At 63.3% G+C, this 25,190-nt stretch carries 27 protein-coding genes (1 of these 27 running past the window's edge); 19 read left to right on the top strand and 8 right to left on the bottom strand.

The features are described 5' to 3' along the window. Positions 1-53: 53 nt before the first annotated feature. The 3 genes from ONG87_RS19055 to ONG87_RS19045 are packed head-to-tail and all read left to right on the top strand — an operon-like array spanning position 54 to position 2,492. Entirely contained in the window at positions 54-1,067 is a 1,014-nt protein-coding gene (locus ONG87_RS19055) for an aminoglycoside phosphotransferase family protein (protein WP_122714940.1), read from the top strand. Then, positions 1,064-1,723, top strand: coding sequence for an N-acetylmuramate alpha-1-phosphate uridylyltransferase MurU (gene murU / locus ONG87_RS19050; RefSeq protein WP_264381842.1), 660 nt, complete (start codon positions 1,064-1,066; stop codon positions 1,721-1,723). The genes ONG87_RS19055 and murU overlap by 4 nt, the downstream gene beginning before the upstream one ends. Position 1,724: 1 nt before the next feature. After that, entirely contained in the window at positions 1,725-2,492 is a 768-nt protein-coding gene (locus tag ONG87_RS19045) for a DnaJ domain-containing protein (protein WP_264381841.1), read from the top strand. 31 nt (positions 2,493-2,523) lie between these two features. On the opposite strand, the gene ONG87_RS19040 is transcribed toward ONG87_RS19045, so the two are convergent. Then, entirely contained in the window at positions 2,524-3,468 is a 945-nt protein-coding gene (locus ONG87_RS19040; RefSeq protein WP_264381840.1) for an alpha/beta hydrolase family protein, read from the bottom strand. A 169-nt stretch (positions 3,469-3,637) separates the two neighbouring features. Between ONG87_RS19040 and ONG87_RS19035 the strand changes: the two genes are divergently transcribed. From ONG87_RS19035 to ONG87_RS18975, 13 genes are all read left to right on the top strand, one after another. Then, on the top strand, positions 3,638-5,635 hold the full coding sequence (locus ONG87_RS19035; protein ID WP_264381839.1) for a sensor histidine kinase: 1,998 nt from the start codon (positions 3,638-3,640) through the stop codon (positions 5,633-5,635). Positions 5,636-5,670: 35 nt separating this feature from the next. Further along, the gene (locus tag ONG87_RS19030; RefSeq protein WP_185795322.1) at positions 5,671-6,300 is read left to right on the top strand and encodes a response regulator transcription factor; all 630 of its coding nucleotides are present in this window, start codon (positions 5,671-5,673) and stop codon (positions 6,298-6,300) included. Between the two features lie 201 nt (positions 6,301-6,501). Continuing rightward, on the top strand, positions 6,502-7,617 hold the full coding sequence (locus ONG87_RS19025; RefSeq protein ID WP_122477165.1) for an ABC transporter ATP-binding protein: 1,116 nt from the start codon (positions 6,502-6,504) through the stop codon (positions 7,615-7,617). 96 nt (positions 7,618-7,713) lie between these two features. After that, positions 7,714-8,748: an ABC transporter substrate-binding protein gene (locus ONG87_RS19020; RefSeq protein WP_122477167.1), complete on the top strand. Its 1,035-nt coding sequence runs from the start codon at positions 7,714-7,716 to the stop codon at positions 8,746-8,748. Between the two features lie 78 nt (positions 8,749-8,826). Continuing rightward, positions 8,827-10,074 (top strand): ABC transporter permease, encoded by a 1,248-nt coding sequence (locus ONG87_RS19015; RefSeq protein ID WP_122477205.1) that lies wholly within the window; start codon positions 8,827-8,829, stop codon positions 10,072-10,074. Between the two features lie 11 nt (positions 10,075-10,085). Further along, positions 10,086-10,910: an ABC transporter permease gene (locus tag ONG87_RS19010; protein ID WP_122477168.1), complete on the top strand. Its 825-nt coding sequence runs from the start codon at positions 10,086-10,088 to the stop codon at positions 10,908-10,910. A 75-nt stretch (positions 10,911-10,985) separates the two neighbouring features. Further along, the gene (gene rpe, locus ONG87_RS19005; protein WP_122477170.1) at positions 10,986-11,660 is read left to right on the top strand and encodes a ribulose-phosphate 3-epimerase; all 675 of its coding nucleotides are present in this window, start codon (positions 10,986-10,988) and stop codon (positions 11,658-11,660) included. Next, complete coding sequence (locus tag ONG87_RS19000) at positions 11,657-12,475, top strand: phosphoglycolate phosphatase (RefSeq protein WP_264381838.1); 819 nt, start codon at positions 11,657-11,659, stop codon at positions 12,473-12,475. Before rpe ends, ONG87_RS19000 begins: the two co-directional genes overlap by 4 nt. A gap of 59 nt (positions 12,476-12,534) precedes the next feature. Continuing rightward, a complete protein-coding gene (gene trpE / locus ONG87_RS18995) occupies positions 12,535-14,013 on the top strand; it encodes an anthranilate synthase component I (RefSeq protein ID WP_264381837.1) in 1,479 nt (492 codons plus the stop codon). 77 nt (positions 14,014-14,090) lie between these two features. Continuing rightward, positions 14,091-14,690: an aminodeoxychorismate/anthranilate synthase component II gene (locus ONG87_RS18990; RefSeq protein WP_122477174.1), complete on the top strand. Its 600-nt coding sequence runs from the start codon at positions 14,091-14,093 to the stop codon at positions 14,688-14,690. Between the two features lie 9 nt (positions 14,691-14,699). Next, positions 14,700-15,749 carry an anthranilate phosphoribosyltransferase gene (gene trpD / locus ONG87_RS18985; protein ID WP_122477175.1) on the top strand — a complete coding sequence of 350 codons (1,050 nt, stop codon included), beginning with the start codon at positions 14,700-14,702 and terminating at the stop codon, positions 15,747-15,749. Further along, positions 15,746-16,546: an indole-3-glycerol phosphate synthase TrpC gene (gene trpC / locus ONG87_RS18980; protein WP_264381836.1), complete on the top strand. Its 801-nt coding sequence runs from the start codon at positions 15,746-15,748 to the stop codon at positions 16,544-16,546. The genes trpD and trpC overlap by 4 nt, the downstream gene beginning before the upstream one ends. Before the next feature lie 41 nt (positions 16,547-16,587). Further along, complete coding sequence (locus tag ONG87_RS18975; protein ID WP_192138242.1) at positions 16,588-17,277, top strand: lipoate--protein ligase family protein; 690 nt, start codon at positions 16,588-16,590, stop codon at positions 17,275-17,277. 31 nt (positions 17,278-17,308) lie between these two features. Here the strand turns inward: ONG87_RS18975 and crp are convergent, their stop codons facing one another. Continuing rightward, entirely contained in the window at positions 17,309-17,947 is a 639-nt protein-coding gene (gene crp, locus ONG87_RS18970) for a cAMP-activated global transcriptional regulator CRP (RefSeq protein ID WP_122795532.1), read from the bottom strand. A gap of 201 nt (positions 17,948-18,148) precedes the next feature. Here crp and ONG87_RS18965 point away from each other — a divergent pair, with 201 nt between their 5' ends. Further along, on the top strand, positions 18,149-18,571 hold the full coding sequence (locus ONG87_RS18965) for an OsmC family protein (RefSeq protein ID WP_264381835.1): 423 nt from the start codon (positions 18,149-18,151) through the stop codon (positions 18,569-18,571). A 48-nt stretch (positions 18,572-18,619) separates the two neighbouring features. On the opposite strand, the gene coq7 is transcribed toward ONG87_RS18965, so the two are convergent. The 4 genes from coq7 to hemJ form a co-directional block, all read right to left on the bottom strand. Further along, positions 18,620-19,267, bottom strand: coding sequence for a 2-polyprenyl-3-methyl-6-methoxy-1,4-benzoquinone monooxygenase (gene coq7, locus ONG87_RS18960; protein ID WP_122714957.1), 648 nt, complete (start codon positions 19,265-19,267; stop codon positions 18,620-18,622). A 79-nt stretch (positions 19,268-19,346) separates the two neighbouring features. Beyond that, positions 19,347-19,685, bottom strand: a complete 339-nt coding sequence (locus tag ONG87_RS18955; RefSeq protein ID WP_264381834.1) for a histidine triad nucleotide-binding protein — start codon at positions 19,683-19,685, stop codon at positions 19,347-19,349. Between the two features lie 69 nt (positions 19,686-19,754). Beyond that, positions 19,755-20,528 carry an SDR family oxidoreductase gene (locus ONG87_RS18950; RefSeq protein ID WP_122714958.1) on the bottom strand — a complete coding sequence of 258 codons (774 nt, stop codon included), beginning with the start codon at positions 20,526-20,528 and terminating at the stop codon, positions 19,755-19,757. Between the two features lie 95 nt (positions 20,529-20,623). Beyond that, on the bottom strand, positions 20,624-21,049 hold the full coding sequence (hemJ, locus tag ONG87_RS18945) for a protoporphyrinogen oxidase HemJ (protein ID WP_122477187.1): 426 nt from the start codon (positions 21,047-21,049) through the stop codon (positions 20,624-20,626). Between the two features lie 135 nt (positions 21,050-21,184). On the opposite strand from hemJ, the gene argC reads away from it, so the two are divergent. Then, positions 21,185-22,219, top strand: a complete 1,035-nt coding sequence (argC, locus tag ONG87_RS18940; RefSeq protein WP_264381833.1) for an N-acetyl-gamma-glutamyl-phosphate reductase — start codon at positions 21,185-21,187, stop codon at positions 22,217-22,219. Between the two features lie 140 nt (positions 22,220-22,359). Further along, complete coding sequence (erpA, locus tag ONG87_RS18935; RefSeq protein ID WP_122477191.1) at positions 22,360-22,710, top strand: iron-sulfur cluster insertion protein ErpA; 351 nt, start codon at positions 22,360-22,362, stop codon at positions 22,708-22,710. A gap of 59 nt (positions 22,711-22,769) precedes the next feature. Here erpA and ONG87_RS18930 read toward each other — a convergent pair whose 3' ends face one another. Both ONG87_RS18930 and ONG87_RS18925 read right to left on the bottom strand, forming a co-directional pair. Beyond that, positions 22,770-23,861: an anhydro-N-acetylmuramic acid kinase gene (locus tag ONG87_RS18930; RefSeq protein WP_264381832.1), complete on the bottom strand. Its 1,092-nt coding sequence runs from the start codon at positions 23,859-23,861 to the stop codon at positions 22,770-22,772. A gap of 3 nt (positions 23,862-23,864) precedes the next feature. Then, positions 23,865-25,190: the 3' portion of a peptidoglycan DD-metalloendopeptidase family protein gene (locus ONG87_RS18925; protein ID WP_264381831.1), read on the bottom strand. It continues 138 nt past the right edge of the window; 1,326 of the gene's 1,464 nt are visible here — the last part of the coding sequence; its start codon lies beyond the right edge, outside the window — the gene reads right to left on this strand; its stop codon occupies positions 23,865-23,867.

Genomic DNA, 25,190 nt, shown 5'->3' with positions numbered 1-25,190 from the left:
TGGATAATAAAGCATGACCCGCTTGACGGCTAGCGCCGTCGGAGACCCTTGCAATGCCTGATCAAGATGTACGCCTGCAACACCTCAAAACATGGCTCGACGAGCAGCTCGAGAAGCTCTTCCAGGCTCGCCAATGGGGCGCCGTACCCCCGGCCACGTTGACCGCGGCCAGTAGCGATGCAAGTTTTCGCCGATACTTTCGCTGGCAGGGCCAGGGTCGCAGTTTTATCGTCATGGATGCGCCGCCGCCCCAGGAAAACTGCGCGCCGTTCGTGAAAATCGACGAACTGCTGGCGAGCGCCGGCCTCAATGTGCCGCAGATTCATGCCCAGGACCTCGAGCGCGGCTTCCTGTTGTTGAGCGATCTGGGCCACCAGACCTACCTGGACGTGATCGATGCGGATAACGCCGACGCGCTGTTTGCCGATGCCATCGACGCGCTGCTGGCACTGCAGAAACTGCCGGCCAGCGGGGACCTGCCCAGCTACGACGTTGCGCTGTTGCAGCGCGAGCTCGAGCTGTTTCCGCAATGGTATGTCGGCAAGGCTTTGGGCAAGCAGCTCGACGCCGAGCAATCGGCCGCCTGGCAACGGGTGTGCACGCGCCTGATCGACAGCGCCCTGGCGCAGCCCAAGGTGCTGGTGCATCGCGACTACATGCCGCGCAACCTCATGCGCAGCGAGCCCAACCCGGGCGTGCTGGACTTTCAGGATGCGGTCTACGGCCCGGTCACCTACGACATCACCTGCCTGTTCAAGGACGCCTTCCTCAGCTGGCCCGAAGCGCGTGTGCAGACCTGGTTGCAGCGCTACTGGGAACAGGCGGGCGAGCAAGGCGTGCCGGTGCAACTGGACTTCGCCGAGTTCTGCCGTGCCAGCGATCTGATGGGCGTGCAGCGTCATCTGAAAGTGATCGGCATTTTTGCCCGTATCTGCCATCGTGATGGCAAACCCCGTTACCTGGCCGACGCACCCCGTTTCTTCTCTTATATAGAGACGGTACTGGCGCGGCGCCCCGAGCTGGCTGAACTGGGTCAATTGTTCAAGAGCCTTGGAGTGTCCTCATGAAAGCCATGATCCTGGCGGCAGGCAAAGGCGAGCGCATGCGCCCGCTGACCCTGACCACGCCCAAGCCGTTGCTGGCCGCCGGCGGCAAGCGGTTGATCGAGTATCACCTGCTGGCCCTGGCCCGGGCCGGCTTTGCCGAGGTGGTGATCAATCACGCCTGGCTGGGCCAGCAGATCGAAGACTACCTGGGCGACGGTGCTCGCTACGGGGTGGCCATCGAGTATTCCCGCGAAACCGAGCCACTGGAAACCGGCGGTGGCATTCGCCATGCGTTGCCATTGCTCGGCGATGCACCGTTCGTGGTGGTCAACGGCGACATCTGGACCGACTACGATTTCAGTCGGTTGCGCGGTCCGTTGGCGGGCCACGCGCATCTGGTGCTGGTCGATAACCCGGTCCACCATCTCGAAGGCGACTTCAGCCTGGTCGAAGGCCAGGTGCGCGATCAGCCTGGCTTGACCTACAGCGGCATCGCCGTGCTCCATCCTGATCTGTTCGACGGCCATGGCGAGCCAGCCTTCAAGCTCGCGCCGCTGCTGCGCCGCGCAATGGACGTGGGGCAGGTCACCGGCGAGCATCATCAAGGCCAGTGGATCGACGTCGGCACTGCGCAACGCCTGACCGAACTCGACCGCCTGCTGGCCGAGCGAGGTTGATATGTTGTGGCCCGGAACGGTAGTCGGCGCGGCGGCAGGTTATGCCCTCGCCAGCATTCCAGGGGCGCTGCTGGGCATAGTGCTCGGTCAGGCGCTGGATCGACACCTCAGGTTGCAGACCTGGGGTGAGTTGATGGATCGGCTCAAGGGTAAATCGGTGCTGCGTGACGAGCAGTTGCTGTTCGTCCTGCTGGGCCGGGTGGCCAAGGCCGAAGGCCAGGTGCTGGCGGTGCATATCCAGCAGGCGCGGCGGGAAATGCGCTCATTGAACCTCAACGAGCAGGCGCGAAAACGGGCCATTGTTGCGTTCAATCGCGGCAAGACGGGAGGCGATCAGCTGCGCAGTCACCTGCTGCTTCTCAAGCACCAACCCAACTCCGCCGAAGGCATGCTGCGTGCCTGCTGGCGGATGGTCTGGGCCGATGGCCAGGCCGGTACCGCCGAGCGCGAACTGGTAGTCACCTGGGGCAAGTGGCTGGGCTGGTCCTCGGCACGGGTGCAGGGGCTGGGGCAGGATTACGAGCCGCGCCACAGACCGGTGACCAAGCGAGGCGGCGCCTTCGAAGAAGCACTGCGCCTGCTGGGGGTTTCCTCGACCACCGAGCCTGACCAGATCAAGCGTGCGTATCGGCGTCTGCTCAGCCGCCACCATCCCGACAAGCTGGTGGGCGGGGGCGCCACACCGGCGCAGATTCGCGAGGCCACCGACCGCACGCGCGAGCTGCACAACGCCTACAGCCTGATCCGCGAGCGCCTGGACCTGCGCTGATGCGCAGGCCCGGCATCAACCGCGCAGTGGCTTACTGCGCATTCAAGGCACCCTTGACCCGCCGGAACAGCTGCTCGGCCTGCGCGGCCTTGTCCGGCAGCGACCTGAGCGAAACCTGCGAGTACACCGCACCTTTCTGCCGCTTGCTGGCCTGCAAACGCCGTTGCGCGGCGTCAGCCGCTGCTTGACGATCGCTGTAGAAGACGTCCGTGGTGGGCACCTTGAGCAGCGCGGCCAGTTCGTCGATCTGCTGCGGCGCATTGCCCGGTGTGCGGGTATCCACCAACACCAGCTTCTGCACGTGCGCCGGCTGCCGTTCGGCCATGTAGCGGGTCGCCCAGTAAGCGCCGCTGCCATGCCCCAAGAGCACGATCCTGCGTGAGTTGTGTTGCTGGGCGAAAGCGATGCCGGCTTCGATGCGGGCAAAGATCCGCTCGGCATCCACCTGCATCGGGTCTTGCAGCTGCACCTCGGTGCTGGCCGTATCGGCGTCCTGAGCCGTGGCTTTTTCCACCCCGGCGCCAGCGTCCGGTGGCGTCGCCTGGGTGTCGGTGGTCACCGGCAATGGCGGCTTCTCGTTTGGCCTGGCCGAAGGCATCTGGCTGACCAGGTCCGGCAGGCTCAGGCTCAGGGTGTTGAACGCCGCATCCGGCAACTTGCGCCGCAACGGCCCCACGCCCTGAGGCCAGTCCGCCGTTTCCCCGGCCCCTGGCACGATGATCACCGTACCCTGCGCATCGGCGGTATTGGCCGGACGCCACAACGACAGGAACTCGTCGCTGCCGGCCTGCAATTGTTGCTGCTCGCTGGCGGGCAACTGACGTTCCAGTGCCTGGGCATCCTCGACGCTGCGCTCCGCCAGAGGCTGGCGGACTTCGGCCGTCTCCTTGGCTGGCGCGGCCTCTTGGGCCGCTGCAACACTGTGCAGGGGCACCAGCAATGCCAGGCAAACGGCTCTCAACTGAACAACTTTCATCGGTACTTCCCGCCCAAATGAATGACTCGCTTGTTCGATACCGGGCCGAGTGCGCGCTGCCATCGATGCAACCTGACAGGCGATCCTTTTCTCGCGGATAATCCCGACACCGGTCGATATTCAAAGCCTATAGCTTAGTGCCATCCACGCAAAGGTCGTTCATACCGATATGTACCCACTGCTGCGTCGCCTTTCACTGCTGGGCGGATTGTGCCTGCCGTTGCTCGTCCATGGCGCCGCCGCCGTGCCCGCCGTGAAGCTGCCGCTCGACGCTGCGCAGATCCAGTGGCTGGATGAGCATCGCACCTTGCGCGTCGGGCTGGTACTGCAGCAACCCTATGCGCAACTGGACCGTCGCCTGGGCCAGTTGTCCGGCGTCAACGTCGACCTGATGAACTGGCTGGCCAAGGCCATGCAGGTGGAGCTGATCTGGCGCAACTACGCCGACCAGCCGGCGCTGGAACAGGGTTTGCGCGCAGGCGAGGTGGACCTGGCGCCCGGTCTTGCGCAAACCCCTGCCGGATTGAAACTGTGGCAGTTTTCCGATCCCTACCTGCGCGTGCCGCAGTTGTTGGTAGGCGAGCGCAATGGCGAAGTCGCCATCGATCTCGAGACGCTTTCGGCCAATGACCGGGTCGCCGTGCGCATGCCAGGGGCGGTTGCCGACTATTTGCGCAACACCTACACCCACCTCAATCTGCAAGGTGTGCCGCTGGAACGGCAGGCCCTGCAATTACTGCTTAGCCAGCAGGCACGTTATGCGGTGGTGGACGAGGCGCAGTTGGGCCGGCTGTCCCGCGAGGCCGAGTTCGACGAGCTGGTGGTGGTCGGCGACATAGGTTATCCACAGTTGCTGCGCGTGGCGACGCGGCGCGACTGGCCGCAGTTGGCGCATATCGTCACCGTGGCCTTGGAGTCTCTGCCCGCCAAGGACCTGGAGCGGCTGCACGAGCGGTGGTTGCAGCCACAGTATCCGCGTCTGAGCGAATCTCGAGGGTTCTGGCAGAACCTGTGCCTGCTGCTGGTGCTGATCGCCGTGGCCATCATCGCACTGCTGGTCTGGCAGCGCCGCCAGGTCCACGCGCTGGAACGGCAACTGCTGGCGGCTCGGGAAGACATTGCCCTGCGCGCGGCGAGCGAGGAAGCCCTGCGGGTCAACCAGTTCTCCATCGAGCAAAGCACGGTCGGCATACTGTGGGTCAACTGGGACAGCCATGTGCGCTACGCCAACCGCGCTGCCGAGCGCATGCTCGGCTACGGCACCGGCGCGGTGGTGGACAAGCCCCTGGCCGACTTCGAACCGGGCCTGAGCATGGACCGCTGGCTGAACCTGTGGCGGCTGGCCCGGGCCAGCGAACACGCTGCGCAGACCTTCGAAACCCACTGCGTACGCGCCGACGGCAGCGTCCTGCCCACCGATGTCTCGCTGAGCTTCCTGCGCTTTCGCGAAGCCGAATATTTGGTGGTCTACCTCACCGATGTGACCGAGCGGCGGCGGGCGCTGGCTGCCCTGCAGCACAGCGAGGCGCAACTGCGCGAGCTGTCGGCGCACCTGGAAACCGTGCGCGAGGAAGAAAAGGCGCGCATTGCCCGAGAAGTGCACGACGAACTGGGGCAGATCCTCACGGTACTGAAACTGGAAACCTCGATGTGCGAACTGGCCTACGCCGACCTCGATAGCGGGCTTCAGGAACGCCTCAACAGCATGAAGCGCTTGATTGCCCAGCTGTTCCAGCAGGTGCGCGACGTGGCCACCGCCTTGCGCCCGCCGATACTGGATGCCGGTATTGCCTCAGCCATCGAGTGGCAGGCGCATCGCTTCGAAGAGCGCACCCAGATTCCCTGCCTGGTCAGCGTTCCGGAACAGTTGCCGCCTCTGGACGACGCCAAGGCCGTGGGCCTCTTTCGCCTTCTGCAAGAGGCGCTGACCAATGTCATTCGCCACGCCCAGGCGCATACTGTGCAAATCGAGCTCAGCCAGGAAGGCAACGACCTGCGTCTGTCGATCACCGACGATGGCTGCGGCTTCGAACCTGCCGAAGTGAGCTCGCTGTCGTTCGGCCTGGTAGGCATGCGCGAGCGCGTACTGATGCTCGGTGGCCGGCTTGAACTGAGCAGCCAGCTGGGGGAGGGCACTGCCCTGACGGTCACCGTGCCGTTGAACTGAGCGCACCGTTGAATTGATTGCTGGAGGGTGACCCGTTGATCCGAGTGCTGGTGGCCGAAGACCACACCATCGTGCGTGAAGGCATCAAGCAATTGATCGCCCTGGCCAAGGACTTGGTGGTGGCAGGGGAGGCCGGCAATGGCGAGCAGTTGCTCGAGATCTTGCGCGTCACCCCTTGCGACGTGGTCCTGCTGGACATCTCCATGCCGGGCGTCAATGGGCTGGAGGCCATTCCGCGGATCCGCGCGCTGCCTCATCCGCCGGCCATTCTGGTGTTGTCCATGCACGACGAGGCGCAGATGGCCGCGCGTGCATTGAAAGTCGGCGCGGCAGGTTATGCCACCAAGGACAGCGACCCGGCGCTGCTGCTGACCGCTATCCGCCGAGTCGCCGCGGGCGGGCGCTACATCGACCCGGCCCTGGCCGACCGCATGGTCTTCGAGGTCGGGCTCACCGATGCCCGGCCGCGGCATGCCCTGCTGTCGGAGCGCGAGTTCTCGGTGTTCGAACGCCTGGCTCGCGGCGCCAACGTCAACGACATTGCCCAGCAGTTGGCCCTGAGCAGCAAAACCATCAGCACCCACAAGGCGCGCCTGATGCACAAGCTCAATGTGGCGTCGCTGGCCGACCTGGTGAAGTACGCGATGGAGCACAAGCTGGTCTGAAAACGACAGTGGCACCCGGGGTTCTGCCACGCAGCCGCTCTGGCACTTCTCGCCCATGCTCAGGGGCGACATGCCTGTAGGGCAATCCCTACCCCGAATCTTCCAACTACCCCATGGCAATCTCTCCCAGCCCCCGATTTGCAAGGGTTGCGGCCTTCTCTAGGCTTGACCCCACGGCAGTCATTCAACAAAGGTGTGGGTATGAGCGAGGCAAGCGCAAGTACGGACGAGATACTGGTCAGCTTCCGTGGCGTGCAGAAAAGCTATGACGGTGAAAACCTCATCGTCAAGGACCTCAATCTGGACATCCGCAAGGGCGAGTTCCTTACGCTCCTCGGCCCCTCCGGCTCCGGCAAGACCACCAGCCTGATGATGCTGGCAGGCTTCGAAACCCCCACGGCGGGGGAAATCCAGCTGTCCGGACGCTCGATCAACCACGTGCCGCCGCACAAGCGTGACATCGGCATGGTGTTCCAGAACTACGCCCTGTTTCCGCACATGACCGTGGCGGAAAACCTGGCCTTCCCCCTGTCCGTGCGCGGCCTGAGCAAGACCGACATCAGCGAGCGGGTCAAGCGGGTGCTCGGCATGGTCCAGCTCGATGCCTTTGCCCACCGCTATCCGGCGCAGCTGTCCGGCGGGCAGCAACAGCGTGTGGCCCTGGCCCGCGCCTTGGTTTTCGAGCCGCAACTGGTGCTCATGGACGAACCGCTGGGTGCCCTGGACAAACAGCTGCGCGAGCACATGCAGATGGAGATCAAGCACCTGCACCAGCGCCTGGGCGTCACCGTGGTGTACGTGACCCACGATCAGGGCGAGGCGCTGACCATGTCCGACCGCGTGGCCGTGTTCCATCAGGGCGAGATCCAGCAGATCGCCCCACCCCGTGCCCTCTACGAGGAGCCAAAGAACACCTTCGTCGCCAACTTCATCGGCGAAAACAACCGCATCAACGGACGTCTGCTCAGCCGCGAGGGCGAGCGCTGCATCGTCGAACTGCCACGGGGTGAAAAAATCGAGGCGCTGGCGATCAATGTCGGCCAGATAGGCGCACCGGTGACCCTGTCGATTCGGCCCGAACGGGTTCGCCTGAACGGCCACAGCGGCGAGTGCATCAACCGCTTCTCGGGGCGAGTCGCCGAATTCATCTACCTGGGCGATCACGTACGGGTGCGCCTGGAGGTGTGCGGCAAGACCGATTTCTTCGTCAAGCAGCCCATCGCCCAGCTCGACCCCGCATTGGCCGTGGGCGACGTGGTGCCCTTGGGCTGGCCATTGGAACACGCCCGCGCGCTGGACCCGCTGTTGGATCAATGAGGGCTTCACCGCTGAAGTCGCTGCAACCGTACCAAAACGATCAGAGGCGAACCATCGCCCCGCGCTTGACCCACCTGCACTTGGAGAGACGATTAAATGCTCAAGCACTTGAAATTGACCGGGCTGACGCTCGGCCTGTTCTGGGCCGGCCAGGCGTTGGCCGCTACCGACCTGACCGTGGTGTCTTTCGGCGGGGCCAACAAGGCCGCGCAGGTCAAGGCGTTCTACGAACCGTGGGAAAAGGCCGGCTCCGGCAAGATCGTCGCCGGTGAGTACAACGGCGAGATGGCCAAGGTCAAGGCCATGGTCGATACCAAGAGCGTGTCCTGGGACCTGGTGGAGGTGGAATCGCCCGAGCTGTCCCGCGGCTGCGACGAGGGCATGTTCGAAGAGCTCGATCCGGCGCTGTTCGGCAAGCAGGAAGACTTCGTCAAGGGTGCCATCCAGCCCTGCGGTGTAGGTTTCTTCGTCTGGTCCACAGTGCTGGCCTACAACGCCGACAAACTCAAGACGGCGCCCACCGGTTGGACCGACTTCTGGAACACCAAGGAATTCCCGGGCAAGCGTGGCTTGCGCAAGGGTGCCAAGTACACCCTGGAATTCGCCCTGATGGCCGACGGCGTGGCGCCCAAAGACGTGTATTCGGTGCTCGCCACCAAGGCCGGCCAGGACCGCGCCTTCAAGAAACTCGATGAACTCAAGCCCAGCATCCAGTGGTGGGAGGCCGGTGCCCAGCCGCCGCAGTACCTGGCCTCCGGCGACGTGGTCATGAGCTCGGCCTACAACGGGCGCATCGCTGCCGTGCAGAAAGAGAGCAACCTGAAAGTGGTCTGGAACGGCGGCATCTATGACTTCGATGCCTGGGCCATTCCCAAGGGGGCGAAGAATGTCGAAGCCGCCAAGAAATTCATCGCCTGGTCGGTCGCGCCGCAGCAGCAGAAAACCTACTCGGAAAACATCGCCTACGGCCCGGCCAATACCCAGGCCGTGCCGCTGCTGAACAAGGACATTCTCAAGGACATGCCGACCACGCCGGAAAACATCGTCAATCAGGTGCAGATCGACGTGAGCTTCTGGGCCGACAACGGCGAGCAACTGGAACAGCGCTTCAATGCCTGGGCGGCCAAGTAACACGCGTCGCGGCAACGCTGTCATGGGCGCGCCTGCCGGGCGCGCCTTTTTAGACCTGAATGATTCGCGGAGTTGACCATGGCCGTCGCAGTGCCTCTCAAACAGGACGCCAGCCTCACCTTGAAACAGCGGCTGTCCCGGGCCGAACGGCGCAACCGCTGGAAAGCCCAGGCGTTGATTGCGCCGCTGGTGCTGTTCCTGCTGCTGGTGTTTCTAGTGCCCATCGCCGCGCTCCTGTACAAAAGCGTCGGCAACCCCGAAGTGGTCGAAGGCATGCCGCGCACCGTGGCGGCCGTGACCGCGTGGGACGGGAAGGGCCTGCCCGACGAACCGGTGTACCGGTCACTGGCCGAGGACCTCGCCGAGTCGCGCAAGAATCAAAGCCTGGGCGATCTGTCCAAGCGTCTGAACATGGAGCTGGCCGGCTACCGCAGCCTGCTGGCGAAAACCGCTCGTGCCCTGCCGTTCAAGACCGAACCGGCCTCCTACAAAGAGGCGCTGCAGGCACTCGACGAGCGCTGGGGTGACCCGGCCTACTGGCAGGCGATCCGCCGCAACACCAGCACCCTCACGCCGTTCTACCTGCTGGCGGCGGTCGATCACCGCATCGACGACCTCGGCGAGGTGGCGCCTGCCACGCCGGACCAGGCCATCTACCTGGACATCTTCGCCCGCACGTTCTGGATGGGGCTGGTAATCACCGCCATCTGCCTGGCGCTGGCCTATCCCTTGGCCTATCTGCTGGCCAACCTGCCGACCCGGCAGAGCAATCTGCTGATGATCCTGGTGCTGCTGCCCTTCTGGACGTCCATCCTGGTGCGTGTCGCCGCCTGGATCGTGCTGCTGCAATCGGGCGGTCTGATCAACAGCGCACTGATGGCCATGGGCATCATCGATAAACCGCTGGAGCTGGTGTTCAACCGCGCCGGGGTCTACATCTCCATGGTGCACATCCTGCTGCCGTTCATGATCCTGCCCATCTACAGCGTGATGAAAGGCATCTCGCCCACTTACATGCGTGCGGCCATTTCCCTGGGTTGCCATCCGTTCGCCAGCTTCTGGCGGGTGTACTTCCCGCAGACCTACGCCGGGGTTGGCGCCGGCTGCCTGCTGGTGTTCATCCTGGCCATCGGCTATTACATCACTCCGGCGCTGCTGGGCAGCCCCAACGACCAGATGGTCAGCTACTTCGTGGCCTTCTACACCAACACCAGCATCAACTGGGGAATGGCGACCGCGCTGGGCGGCCTGCTGCTTCTGGCCACCGTGGTGTTGTACCTGATCTATAGCTGGCTGGTCGGCGCCAGCCGCCTGCGCCTGAGCTGAGGAACACTGACATGACGAGCCCTTACCTGTCGCCCATCGAACGCCTGTGGTTCTACACCCTGCGCATCCTGTGCGGTTTGATTCTGCTGTTCCTGATCCTGCCGGTACTGGTGATCATTCCGCTGTCGTTCAACTCCGGCAGCTTTCTGGTGTATCCCCTGCAGGGCTTTTCGCTGCACTGGTACCAGGATTTCTTCGGTTCGGCAGAGTGGATGCGCGCGCTGCGCAACAGCGTGATCATCGCCCCGGCCGCCACGGTCGTCGCGATGATCTTCGGTACCCTGGCAGCAATCGGTCTGACCCGCGGCGACTTCCCTGGCAAGTCCCTGGTGATGGCCTTGGTCATTTCGCCGATGGTGGTACCGGTGGTGATCATCGGCGTGGCCAGTTATCTGTTCTTCGCGCCGCTGGGGATGGGCAACAGCTTTCTCTCGCTGATCGTGGTGCACGCGGTGCTGGGTGTACCGTTCGTGATCATCACGGTGTCGGCGACGTTGCAGGGTTTCAACCACAACCTGGTGCGGGCGGCGGCCAGCCTTGGCGCTTCGCCGCTGACCACGTTCCGTCGGGTGACCCTGCCGCTGATTGCACCAGGGGTGATTTCCGGCGCGCTGTTCGCCTTTGCCACCTCGTTCGATGAAGTGGTGGTGACCCTGTTCCTGGCCGGGCCGGAGCAGGCCACCTTGCCTCGGCAGATGTTCAGCGGCATCCGCGAGAACCTCAGCCCGACCATCGCCGCCGCCGCCACCCTGCTGATCGTCTTCTCGGTGTTGCTGCTGTTGGTACTGGAATGGCTGCGCGGCCGCGGCGAAAAGCTGCGCACCGCCGCCGTTTGACAGGGCTTGTTCGCCCGCTCATCCCACCTGAGCTACAATGCGCGCCACCGTGATTCCAGCCTGAATAGGTGCGCCATGCAGCCCTTCGCAATTGCCCCGTCCATCCTCTCCGCGGACTTCGCCCGCCTGGGCGAAGAAGTCGATAACGTGCTCGCCGCTGGCGCCGATATCGTCCACTTCGACGTGATGGACAACCACTATGTCCCCAACCTCACCATCGGCCCGATGGTGTGTGCGGCGCTGCGCAAATACGGCGTCAGCGCGCCCATCGATGTGCACCTGATGGTCAGCCCGGTCGACCGCATCATCGGCGACTTCATCGAGGCAGGTGCCAGCTACATCACCTTCCATCCCGAGGCGACCCAGCACATCGACCGCTCGCTGCAATTGATCCGCGAGGGCGGCTGCAAGGCCGGTCTGGTATTCAACCCGGCCACACCGCTGAACCTGCTCGAATACGTCATGGACAAGGTCGACATGATCCTCCTGATGAGCGTCAACCCCGGCTTCGGCGGCCAGAAGTTCATTCCCGGCACGCTGAACAAGCTGCGCGAAGCCCGCGCCCTGATCGACGCCAGCGGCCGCGACATCCGCCTGGAGATCGACGGTGGCGTCAACGTCGCCAACATCCGCGAGATCGCCGCAGCCGGAGCCGACACTTTCGTTGCCGGCTCGGCCATCTTCAACGCGCCGGACTACCGCCATGTGATCGAGCAAATGCGCACGGAATTGACGCTGGCCCGTTCATGAGTGCCATGGAGCGGCTGTTTCCCGGCGGCCTGCCACGGCTGGTGATGTTCGACCTGGACGGCACGCTGGTGGACTCCGTACCCGATCTGGCCGCCGCCGTCGACACCATGCTGGCCCAGTTGGGGCGCGCGCCGGCGGGGCTCGAAGCTGTCCGCGAATGGGTTGGCAACGGTGCCCGCGTGCTGGTTCGCCGGGCGCTCGCGGGTGGCCTCGAGCACCAGCACGTGGGCGAGGCGGAAACCGCGCACGCCCTCGAGCTTTTTTCGGCGGCCTATGCGTCCAGCCATGCCTTGACCCAGGTCTACCCAGGCGTGCACGAAACACTGAAATGGCTGCACAAGAAACGCGTGAAAATGGCGCTGATCACCAACAAGCCGGAGCGCTTCGTCGCCCCCTTGCTGGACCAGATGGGCCTGGGCCGCTATTTCAAGTGGATCATTGGCGGCGACACGCTGCCCCAGCAGAAGCCCGATCCGGCTGCCCTGTTTTTCGTCATGAAAATGGCCAAGGTCAAGTCGCAGCATTCCTTGTTCGTCGGCGATTCACGCAGCGACGTGCAGGCGGCCAAGGCTGCCGGCGTGACCTGTATTGCGCTCAGCTACGGCTACAATCACGGGCGTCCGATCGCCGAGGAATCACCGACGCTGGTGATCGACGATCTGCGCGTGCTGATGCCTGGTTGCTTCGATCCGGCCACTGGGATAACGTTGGCCAACGGCAAATCCCCCGCTCATAGAGATTCCATCGTGGTGGTCACTCGCAAACTCTGGATGAAAGTCATCAAGGCCCTGGCCCGCTGGCGTTGGCGCGCCTGACTTTTCCGTTCCAACGTTTGCCCACAGACCGTTCGACCCCTCCATCACGAGGCTGAATCATGACCCGCGAAGACTTCCTGCGCCTGGCTGCCGAAGGCTACAACCGCATTCCGATGGCCCACGAAACCCTGGCCGACTTCGACACCCCCCTGTCCATCTACCTGAAGCTGGCCGACCAGCCCAATTCCTACCTGCTGGAATCTGTGCAGGGCGGCGAGAAGTGGGGCCGTTACTCGATCATCGGCCTGCCGTGCCGCACCGTCCTGCGCGTCCATGGCTACCACGCCAGCGTGACCTGCGACGGCGTCGAGATCGAAGCGTGCGAAGTCGAAGACCCGTTGGCCTTCGTCGAAGCTTTCAAGGCGCGCTACAACGTGCCGAGCATTGCCGGCCTGCCACGCTTCAACGGTGGCTTGGTCGGTTACTTCGGCTACGACTGCGTGCGCTACGTTGAAAAACGCCTGGGCCAGTGCCCCAACCCCGATCCGCTGGGGGTTCCGGACATCCTGCTGATGGTGTCCGACGCGGTGGTGGTGTTCGACAACCTGGCGGGCAAGATGCACGCCATCGTCCTCGCCGATCCGGCCCAGGCCGACGCCTACGAACAGGCCCGCAGCCAGCTCGAAACCTTGATGGAGCGACTGCGCCAGCCCATCGCTCCGCGCCGCGGTCTGGATTTCAACCGTCCGCAGGCCAGCGATCCGGTGTTTCGTTCAAGTTTCACCCAGTCCGACTACGAAGGCGCCGTCGACACCATCAAGGAGTACATCCTGGCGGGCGATGTCATGCAGGTGGTGCCGTCGCAGCGCATGTCCATCGACTTCAAGGCCGCGCCGATCGACCTGTACCGCGCACTGCGCTGCTTCAACCCAACGCCCTACATGTACTTTTTCAATTTCGGCGACTTCCATGTGGTCGGCAGCTCACCCGAAGTGCTGGTGCGTGTCGAGGACGACCTGATCACCGTACGCCCGATTGCCGGCACGCGCCCACGCGGTGCTACCGAAGAAGCCGACCATGCGCTTGAAGTCGACCTGCTGTCCGACGACAAGGAGATCGCCGAGCACTTGATGTTGATCGACCTGGGCCGCAACGACGTGGGCCGGGTATCGGAAGTCGGCTCGGTGAAGCTGACCGAAAAGATGGTCATCGAGCGTTACTCCAACGTGATGCACATCGTGTCCAACGTGACCGGCCACCTCAAGCAGGGCCTGACCGCGATGGACGCCCTGCGCGCCATTCTGCCGGCCGGCACCTTGTCCGGCGCGCCGAAGATCCGCGCCATGGAAATCATCGACGAGCTGGAGCCGGTCAAGCGCGGTGTCTACGGCGGCGCGGTCGGCTACTTCGCCTGGAACGGCAACATGGACACCGCGATCGCCATTCGTACCGCGGTCATCAAGAACGGTGAGCTGCACGTGCAGGCCGGCGGCGGCATCGTCGCCGACTCGGTGCCTGCGCTGGAATGGGAAGAGACGCTGAACAAGCGTCGCGCCATGTTCAAGGCCGTGGCCCTGGCCGAGCAGTCGCCAGACTGATTCCGGACCCGGCAAGCCAGTGTCCACCGGTTCCAGCGAGCAGGTGGTCCGTCAGCAGATTCGAGAGGTTAAGCACCATGTTGCTCATGATCGACAATTACGACTCCTTTACCTACAACGTCGTGCAGTACCTGGGCGAACTGGGCGCCGACGTCAAAGTCATCCGCAACGATGAACTCAGCATCGCCCAGATCGAAGCCTTGGCACCTGAGCGCATCGTCGTGTCGCCCGGTCCCTGCACTCCCAACGAAGCCGGTGTTTCCCTCGACGTGATCCGGCATTTTGCCGGCAAGCTACCGATCCTCGGCGTCTGCCTGGGCCACCAGTCCATCGGCCAGGCCTTCGGTGGCGACGTGGTCCGCGCCCGTCAGGTCATGCACGGCAAGACCAGCCCGATCACCCACACCGACCTGGGTGTGTTCGAAGGCCTCAATCACCCGCTGACCGTCACCCGCTACCACTCATTGGTGGTGAAGGCCCAGACGTTGCCCGAGTGCCTGGAGCTCACGGCCTGGACGACCCACGAAGACGGCACGGTGGACGAAATCATGGGCCTGCGGCACAAGACTCTGAATGTCGAAGGCGTGCAGTTCCACCCCGAATCGATCCTGACCGAGCAAGGCCACGAGCTGTTCGCCAACTTTCTCAAGCAGACCGGCGGCAGCCGCCAGGGCTAAGGAATACCCATGGATATCAAGAGCGCGCTGACCCGTATCGTCAGCCAGCTGGACCTCACCACCGAGGAAATGCGCGCGGTGATGCTCGACATCATGACCGGCCAGTGCAGCGAAGCGCAGATCGGCGCCTTCATGATGGGCATGCGCATGAAAAGCGAAACCATCGACGAGATCGTCGGCGCCGTGACGGCAATGCGCGAACTCGCCAGCAAGGTCGAACTGCGAACCCTGGACAAAGTGGTCGACATCGTCGGCACCGGTGGCGACGGCGCCAACATCTTCAACGTGTCCACCGCCTCGGCATTGGTCGTCGCGGCAGCCGGCTGCACGGTGGCCAAGCATGGCAACCGCGCGGTGTCCGGCAAGAGCGGCAGCGCCGACCTGCTCGAAGCTGCCGGGGTCTACCTCAACCTGGACGCACAGCAGGTCGCCCGCTGCATCGACAGCGTCGGCATCGGCTTCATGTTCGCCCAGGCCCATCACAGTGCCATGAAGCACGCGGCCATCCCGCGCCGCGACCTGGGCCTGCGGACCCTGTTCAACATGCTCGGCCCGCTGACCAACCCGGCCGGCGTCAAGCATCAGGTGGTGGGTGTGTTCACCCAGGCCTTGTGCCGACCGCTGGCCGAAGTGCTCGCGCGCCTAGGCAGCAAGCATGTACTGGTGGTGCATTCGCGCGATGGCCTGGACGAATTCAGCCTTGCCGCGCCGACCTTCGTTGCCGAGCTCAAGAATGGCGAGGTCAGCGAATACTGGGTCGAGCCCGAAGACCTCGGCATCAAGAGCCAGAGCTTGCATGGCCTGGTGGTCGACAGCCCGGCAGCCTCGCTCGAATTGATCCGCGACGCCTTGGGTCGGCGCAAGACCGAGCAGGGCGAGAAAGCGGCCGAAATGATCGTGCTCAACGCCGGCGCCGCACTGTACGCTGCCGATGTAGCGAGCAGCCTGAAAGAGGGCGTGGCCATGGCTCACGATGCATTGCACACCGGGCTGGCCCGCGAAAAGCTCGAAGAACTGGGTGCCTTTACCGCGGTATTCAAGCAGGAGAACGAAGCATGAGCGTGCCCACCGTGCTGGAAAACATACTGGCGCGCAAGACGCAGGAAGTGGCCGAGCGGCGCGCGCGGGTCAGCCTCGCCGAGCTTGAACGTCTTGCCGCCGCGGCCGACGCGCCGCGCGGGTTTGCCCAGGCCTTGATCACCCAGGCTGCTTCGAAGCGGCCAGCCGTGATCGCCGAGGTCAAGAAAGCCTCGCCAAGCAAGGGCGTCATCCGCGAACACTTCGTTCCGGCCGACATCGCCCGCAGCTACGAGAAGGGCGGGGCTACCTGCCTGTCGGTGCTGACCGACATCGACTTTTTCCAGGGCGCCGACCTGTACCTGCAACAGGCACGCGGCGCCTGCCAGCTGCCGGTGATCCGCAAGGACTTCATGATCGACCCCTATCAGGTGATCGAGGCACGGGCACTGGGCGCCGACTGTATCCTGCTGATCGTCTCGGCACTGCAGGATGCGCAAATGGCTGAACTCGCCGCAGTGGCCAAGGGCGTCGGCCTCGACGTGCTGGTCGAAGTGCATGACGGCGCTGAGCTTGAGCGCGCGCTGAACACCCTGGACACACCGCTGGTCGGGGTCAACAACCGCAACCTGCACACCTTCGACGTCAGCCTGGAAACCACCCTGGATCTGCTTCCACGCATTCCACGTGATCGCCTGGTGATCACCGAGAGCGGAATTTTCAACCGCGCCGATGTCCAGTTGATGGAAATCAACGGGGTCTATTCCTTCCTGGTCGGCGAAGCATTCATGCGCGCCGAAGATCCAGGCCTGGAGCTGCAGCGGTTGTTCTTCCCTTGATCCAACGGCCGCCTTGGCCTTCACCTCATGAGTCTCAGTCAATGCTTGTGCATTTGCCTACGGAACAGGGTTTGCGCGCCGAGCAGGATCTGCTCGGCGCTGTCTGCAAAGGCGAGCAAGCCTGGGGGTTGCTGTTCTGGTGCCCGACGGATCGCACGCTGGTGATGCCACGACGAATGAGCCGCCTCGATGGTTTCCAGGAGGCCAGCCTCGCCTCGGCCGCCAGCGGCTGGCCGGTGCTGCTGCGCGAAACCGGCGGCGAACCGGTGCCGCAGTCGTCATCCACCATCAACGTCGCGTTGGTGTATGTGGCTCCGCAGCCTGAAGGCGATCAGCATCGTATCGAAACGGCTTACCGCCGCCTGTGCCAGCCGTTGCTCGATGCCCTCGAACGACTGGGTGGCAGTGCGTCGTTGGGTGAAATAGAAGGGGCTTTTTGCGATGGCCGTTTCAACGTCAATCTCGACGGCCGCAAATGGGTCGGCACAGCGCAGCGTTGGCGCCAGGGCTTGAGCGGCACACGTCCGGTGGTGTTGGTGCACGGGGCGATGCTGATGGATGACGAGCGTGAATCCATGGCAGCAGCTGTCAATCTGTTCAATCGGCAATGTGGTCTGGAACAGCGGGTCAAGGCCGACAGCCATATCGCGCTGCATGAGCGTCATCCCGCCCCTGACCTGATCGACGAGCTGCACGCCGTCTATACGCGGATGCTGTCGGCGTTGGCTTGAACGCTGCCCGAGCGTCGAGGCTGCCTTGCGCTCAGCGCGTGCCGAACACCACCATGGTCTTGCCTTTGACATGGACCACGCTGCGCTCTTCAAGATCCTTGAGCACGCGACCGACCATCTCCCGTGAACAACCCACGATACGCCCGATTTCCTGCCGGGTGATCTTGATCTGCATGCCATCGGGGTGGGTCATGGCGTCGGGCTGCTTGCATAGGTCGAGCAGGCAGCGGGCAACCCGTCCGGTCACATCGAAGAACGCCAGGTCGCCGACCTTGCGCGTAGTGTCGCGCAGACGTTGCGCCATCTGTCCACCCACCGCGTAGAGCATCTCCGGCTCCTGCTGGGCCAATTCGCGAAACGCGGCATAGCTGATCTGCACCACTTCGCATTCGGTCTTGGCGCGTACCCATGCGTTGTGTGCCTGTGTGCCGCTTGCAGTCTGAAACAGGCCCAGCTCGCCAAAGAAATCCCCGGCGTTGAGGTAGGCGATCACCAACTCGCGGCCTTCTTCGGCCTCGATCACCACCGTCGCCGAGCCTTTGAGAATCAGCGAAAGCGAGTCATCACGCGCACCCGCGGCGATCAAGGTGGTCTTGGCGGCGAACCGATAGCGCTGACCATGTGCGAGCAGCTTCTCGAGGTTCTTGATCTTGTGCGCGGCAGCGGTCATGACTTGGTTCCGGAATGGGCAATCTATCTTGCATGAATCACGGCGATACGCCAGTACATTGGCGTCAGCTTATCAGACACACTCTAGAGTCACACGCCATTTAGACGGCGAGGCAGGCGGTTTGGCCGATCCTCCCTCACCAATCGTTACAAGTGCGCTGTGGTAAGCTCGTCCGCTTTATGAGCACGGGAGTCCGGAAAGATGAAGGCGCGTATTCAATGGGCTGGCGAAGCCATGTTTCTGGGCGAGTCGGGCAGCGGCCATGTCGTGGTCATGGACGGCCCCCCCGAAAGCGGCGGTCGCAATCTGGGCGTGCGCCCCATGGAAATGTTGCTGTTGGGCCTGGGCGGCTGCAGCAACTATGACGTGGTCAGCATCCTCAAGAAATCGCGGCAACCCGTCGAAAGCTGCGAGGCCTTTCTGGAAGCTGAACGCGCTACCGAAGACCCCAAGGTCTTCACCAAGATCCACCTGCATTTCGTGGTCAAGGGCCGCGGTTTGAAAGAAGCTCAGGTCAAGCGTGCGGTGGAACTCTCGGCAGAGAAGTATTGCTCGGCATCCATCATGCTGGGTCGCGCCGGCGTCGACATCACCCATGACTACGAGATCGTCGAACTGGGATGAATGAAAAGGGCGCTCACCGAGCGCCCTTTCTGTAGGCCCCGCGCGCGTTCAGATGCGGTAGGTGCTTTTGGTCATGACCTTGGCCAGCAAGCTCATGCCGAAGCGTATCGGTGCCGGGAACCTGGCTCCGCCGGCGTCGAGCGCCGACTCGGCGTGGGCCTGCTCATCACTGCGCATCTGCGCCAGGATCGCCCGCGATTTCACGTCTTCGGCAGGTAGCTGCAGCAGATGCTCGTCGAGGTGCTTGACCACCTGATGCTCGGTGGCCGCCACGAAACCCAGGCTCACCCGGTCGCTGATGATGCCTGCCGCTGCACCGATACCGAACGACATCCCGTAGAACAGCGGATTGAGCACGCTGGTGTGGCTGCCCAGTTGACGAATGCGCTGCTCGCACCAGGCCAGGTGATCCACTTCCTCTTCTGCGGCATGTTCCATAGCCTTGCGCACCTGGGGCAGCTTCGCAGTCAGTGCCTGACCTTGGTACAGCGCCTGCGCGCAGACCTCGCCGGTGTGATTGATGCGCATCAGTCCGGCCACGTGCCGACTCTGTTGCTTGTCCATCGTCACCTCCGGCTGGACGACGGCCGGCGACGGTCGCGACGGATGGCCGCTGAAAGGCAGCAGGGTGCGCATGGCCGTGTCGGCCTGCAGCAACAATCGGTCAATCGGCGAGTAGTGACGCTGGGTAGCCATGGGCACCTCCGTTGAAATCTTGCCTGCATGTTGGCGCACGAGCGCACAGCAACTGGGCTGCGGCTCGCATGAATGCCATTCAACCGGGCGGCCAGTTCATCTGGCGCTGCCCCAGCACATGCATGTGTATGTGGTAGACGGTCTGACCGCCCAGTTCGTTGCAGTTCATCACTACCCGGAAACCCTCTTCGCAGCCCATCTCCTTGGCCAGGCGCTGGGCGGTGAACAGAATGTGTCCTGCCAGGCCTTTGTCGTCTTCGGTCAAGTCATTGAGCGTGCGAATGGCTTTTTTCGGGATGACCAGGAAATGCACCGGAGCCTGGGGCGCGATATCGTGGAAGGCCAGCACTTGGTCGTCCTCGTAGATGATCCTGGCCGGAATCTCCCGGTTGATGATCTTGGTAAACAAAGTATCCACAATGCATCTCCATGGCAGTCGAAAGGTCAGTGTACTGAGGCTTGCGTCCAGCGCCCAGTCTTGCCTGCTTCAATGCGGGGCATAGGCCTTGTTGATCCATCCGGCCACTCTGCGCATCAGCCAGCGCGGGACCAGACGCGGAGCCCTTGCCAGCCAGCCATTGCGCCGTCCAGGCACGATCACCGCGCGATCGCGCGCCAGTGCACGCACGGTCTGCAAGGCAACCTGCTCGGCGTCCAGCACCAGCGAGCTGCCCGCCAGGCGTGGAATTCGCCGCTGGCTCGCGCGTACCGGCCCCGGACACAGTACCGAGACCTTCACCCCGGTCTGCTTGAGTTCCTCGCGCAACCCTTCGGAAAAATGCAGGACATAGGCCTTGCTGGCCGCATAGCTGCTCATCCATGGGCCGGGTTGAAACGCGGCCAGCGAGGCCACATTGAGGATCTGCCCACCGCCCTGCACGGCCATGGCGTTGCCCAAGGCATGACAGAGCCGGGTCAGGGCAAGAATGTTCAGTTCGATCAGGTCTTGTTCCTGGCTCCAGTCCTGGGCGAGAAAATGCCCATGGGAGCGCACGGCGGCGCAATTCACCAGCAGGTCGATCTGACGTTCGCTTTCTTCCAGTTCCAGCAGGAATCCGGATAGCCGCAACGGCTCGCCGAGGTCGCAGGCACGAAACAGTACTTCCACACCAAAGCGCTGGGTCAGTTCAGCGGCAATGATTTCCAGCGGGTCACGGTGGCGCGCCACCAGCAGCAGGCTGCGTCCGCGCCTGGCCAGGGCTTCGGCCATGGCCAGGCCCAGGCCTGCCGACGCGCCTGTGATCATGGCATAACGGGTCATCGAATTCTCCATACCCGCGCCAGGCAAGCTGGCGCGATTTCATATGGACAGTCTACAGGGCGCACCGGCTTTGAGCGCGTTGCTTGTGCGCAGGATCAGAATGGCTTGACCACGACCAGAATCACCACGGCCAGCAGCACCAGCACCGGAATTTCGTTGAACCAGCGGAAAAACACATGGCTACGCTTGTTTTCGCCCCGCGCGAAACGCTTCATCTGCGCGCCGCATACGTGGTGATAGCCGGTCAACAAGATGACCAGGGTCAGCTTGGCATGCATCCACCCCTGGCTCATCCAGCCCGGCGACAGCGCGATCAGCCAGATGCCGAAGATGAACGTGGCGATCATCGCCGGCGTCATGATCCCGCGGTACAGCTTGCGCTCCATGACGGCGAAGCGTTCGCGGCTGACGGTGTCCTCGCTCTGGGCGTGGTAGACGAACAGGCGCGGCAGGTAGAACAACCCGGCAAACCAGCAGACAACGCTGACGATGTGCAGGGCCTTGATCCATAGATAAAGCATTTCCAGTTATTCCCAGGTTCACGGTAGCGTCGATAGTAGAGTCTGCCAGCGCCCACGTCATCTCAACGGTTGTTACACAGACGCAGGCCCCCTATCATCGAAGGCTTTCCAGTCGCATCGTGAAGAGGGCATTTTATGGTCAAGGTCGGTATCGTCGGCGGCACGGGTTATACCGGGGTCGAACTACTGCGTCTGCTGGCGCAGCATCCGCAGGCGCAGGTAGAGGTCATTACCTCCCGATCCGAGGCTGGCCTGCCCGTTGCCGACCTGTACCCCAACCTGCGAGGCCACTACGACGGCCTGGCGTTCAGCGTCCCTGACATCAAGACGTTGGGTGCTTGCGACGTGGTGTTCTTCGCCACGCCCCATGGCGTCGCCCATGCCCTGGCCGGTGAGCTGCTCGCGGCGGGAACCAGGATCATCGACCTGTCCGCCGACTTCCGTCTGCAGGATGCCGATGAATGGGCCAAATGGTACGGCCAGCCCCATGGTGCACCCGAGCTGCTGGTCGACGCTGTCTACGGCTTGCCCGAGGTCAACCGCGAGCAGATCCGCCAGGCGCGTCTGATCGCCGTGCCGGGTTGCTATCCCACGGCCACCCAGCTGGGTTTCCTGCCGCTGCTCGAGGCCGGCCTGGCCGACAACACGCGCCTGATCGCCGACTGCAAGTCGGGTGTCAGCGGCGCGGGTCGTGGCGCCAGCGTAGGCTCGTTGTTCTGCGAGGCAGGTGAAAGCATGAAGGCCTACGCAGTCAAGGGGCATCGCCATCTGCCTGAAATCACCCAGGGCTTGCGTCGCGCGGCTGGCGGCGAAGTGGGCCTGACCTTCGTTCCCCATCTCACTCCAATGATCCGTGGCATTCACTCCACGCTGTACGCCACCGTCGTCGACAAATCGGTCGATCTGCAAGCGTTGTACGAGGCGCGTTATGCCGACGAGCCGTTCGTCGATGTCATGCCAGCCGGCAGCCACCCCGAGACCCGCAGCGTACGCGGCGCCAATGTCTGCCGGATCGCCGTGCATCGCCCACAGGACGGTGATCTGGTCGTCGTGCTTTCGGTCATCGACAACCTGGTCAAGGGGGCTTCGGGCCAGGCCGTACAGAACATGAACATCCTGTTCGGCCTGGACGAGCGCTTCGGTCTATCTCACGCCGGCATGCTCCCCTGACGCTTGCCGCAGTGCTTTCCAGAGGCCCGCTTGCGGGCCTCTTTGCGTTTGCCACTGGCTAATTCTTGACCATTTTCGTAGGAGAAGCGGATAATGCCGCCATTGAGCATTATGACGGCGTACGCCGGGAGAACTTCTACATGAGCGTCGAATCCTTTACCCCCATGGCTTTGCAATTCACCCAAGGGGCCGCCATCAAGGTCAAGAACCTGGTCGATGAAGAGGGTAATGATCGCCTAAAGCTGCGCGTCTTCGTCACCGGTGGCGGCTGCTCGGGCTTCCAGTATGGCTTCACCTTCGATGAAGACGTTGCCGAAGACGACACCATCGTCGAGCGCGAAGGCGTCAGTCTGGTGGTCGATCCCATGAGCTTCCAGTACCTGGCCGGCGCGCAGGTGGATTACCAGGAAGGTCTGGAAGGTTCGCGGTTCGTCATCAACAACCCGAACGCCAGCACCACTTGCGGTTGCGGTCAGTCCTTCTCGATCTGATCCAGCGCCAACGAAAACGCCGCGCATCTGCGCGGCGTTTTCGTTTCAGGCGTCAGGCTTCAAGCCGGGTATATAGCGCCCAGTACTCGCAGGCCGCGTGCGCCAGTCACGCTCGGCCGATTGGCGGCTATGCCCTGCAGGCAGCAATCGGCCAGCCAGGCGAACGCCATCGCCTCGACCCAGTCCGGGTCGACACCGGCTTTCGCCGTACTGGCCACCTGAGCTTCTGGCAACAAGGCTTGCAGGCGCGTCATCAGCGTCTGGTTGTGCGCGCCGCCGCCACAGACCAGCAGCGCATGGGTGGTCGGCTGGGCGACACGCAGCGACTGCACGATGCTCTGCGCGGTCAGCTCGAGAAGCGTTGCCTGAACGTCGGCATCAGCGAGCGCGGGCAGCGTCTCCAGGTGTCGCTGCAGCCACCCCAGATTGAACACCTCACGCCCCGTGCTTTTCGGCCCGCTGCCAGCGAAGAACGGGTCGCCCAGCAGCGCGCCGAGCAAATGCGGCTGTAGCGTGCCGGTTGCTGCCCAGGCGCCACCCTGGTCATAGTCCAGGCCGCACTTGAGCTGAATCCAGGCATCCATCAGCACGTTGCCAGGTCCGCAATCGAAACCGCTGACCGGCGTATTCCCGCCAATCAGGCTGAGGTTGCTGAAACCACCCACGTTGAGCACCGCACGCGCCTCGCCTTCGGCGCCGAACAGGGCCTCGTGGAAGGCCGGCACCAGAGGAGCACCTTGACCACCGGCTGCGACATCGCGGCGGCGAAAATCGCCCACCACGGTGATCTGGGTCAGTTCTGCCAGCAGGGCAGGGTTGCCAATCTGCACGGTGAAGCCACGGGCAGGCTCGTGGCGAACGGTCTGGCCGTGGCTGCCGATGGCGCGGATGTCTGCAGGGGCCAGTTGCTGTGCGGTGAGCAAGGCCGATATGCCATCAGCCGCCAACGCGACCCACTGGTTTTCCGCCAGAGCGGCCCGGGCAATCTCATCCGGCCCGCTGGCGCACAGTTCCAGCAGCTGCTGGCGCAGTGCTTCGGGCATGGGCACATAGTGCGTCGCAACCAGCCGAGTCGAGTGGTCTTGCTCGATCAGGGCAATGTCCAGCCCGTCCAGGCTGGTGCCGGACATTACCCCCAGGTAGTAAGTCATGACTCAGCGCTTGCTCGCCAACAGCGTCGTCCGCTCGGCGTCCATCTTCGCCATCAACGGCTGGCTCAGCTGGTTGAAACGCTGTTTTTCGGCCTTGGCAATCGGGTCGGCCATCGGCAGCTTCTGGCCCAGTGGGTCAACATGGACACCATTGACCTGGAACTCGTAGTGCAGGTGCGGGCCCGTGGACAAACCGGTGGTGCCGATGTAGCCGATGACCTGGCCTTGCTTGACGCTGCCGCCGGTCTTGATGCCCTTGGCAAAGCCCTGCATGTGCCCGTACAGCGTGGTGTAGCTGTTGCCGTGCTGGATGATCACGGTATTGCCGTAGCCACCGCGGCGGCCGGCCAGCGTTACCTTGCCATCACCGGCGGCTTTGATCGGCGTGCCCCGTGGCGCTGCATAATCGACACCCTTGTGCGCGCGAATCTTGTTCAGGATCGGATGCTTGCGGCCCATTGAGAAGCGGGAGCTGATGCGGGCAAAGTCCACCGGTGTACGAATGAACGCCTTGCGCATGCTGTTGCCATCGGCGGTGTAGTAGTTGCTGTTGCCTTGCTTGTTGGTGTACCGGACTGCGGTATAGGTCTTGCCGCGGTTGGTAAAGCGCGCGGCCAGGATGCCGCCAGTGCCGATCACCTTGCCGTTGAGCACGCGCTGCTCGTAGACGATATCGAACTCATCGCCCTGGCGAATATCCTGAGCGAAGTCCACGTCGTAGCCGAAGATGCTGGCCATGTCCATGGTCTGGCTGTGGGACAGTCCAGCGCGCGCCGCAGATTGCGACAGGGAGTTCTTGATGACCCCATGCGCATAGGCTTCGCGTGTCACTGGCTTGCTGGTTTCACGCTCGAACGCGAAACCGTTGCCGGCCTTGGTCAGGCGGATGGTGTCCAGCTCGCTGACTTTGCTGTGCAGGCCGAGCAGATCGCCTTCCGGCGACAGCTCGAACTCCAGCAGTTGCCCACGCTTGAGCTGGGTGAACTGCTTGGCCTTCTTGTCAGTGCCTACCACTTGGGCGGCGGTGGAAGCTGGCAGGCCAACCTTTTCGAACAGCGTGGAGAGCGTGTCGCCCTTGGCCACAACGACTTGACGGTGCGAAGGCTCTTTCTTGACCGCTGCGACGTCCTTGGCGACAGTCGTTTCCTTGGTCGCAGCTACCTGAGGAGTAGCCGGCGCAGCTGGCTGTGCAGCCTGCTCGGTGTCTGTCGAATCGCTGGTTTCGATCTGGGCGAATGGCGCGGGAGCAGCCTGCTCGGCGATCGGGGCTACCGGAGTGTCCTGTTCGGCGTCCTTGAGCTGTTCTGCGGGAGCCGGCATTTCCAGGCT

The sequence above is a fragment of the Pseudomonas sp. MM227 genome, assembly GCF_947090715.1.
In the GTDB taxonomy this organism is placed as follows: domain Bacteria; phylum Pseudomonadota; class Gammaproteobacteria; order Pseudomonadales; family Pseudomonadaceae; genus Aquipseudomonas; species Aquipseudomonas baltica.
The sequence above is the reverse complement of the archived record's forward strand: the minus strand, read 5'-3'. Positions and strand labels throughout refer to the sequence as shown.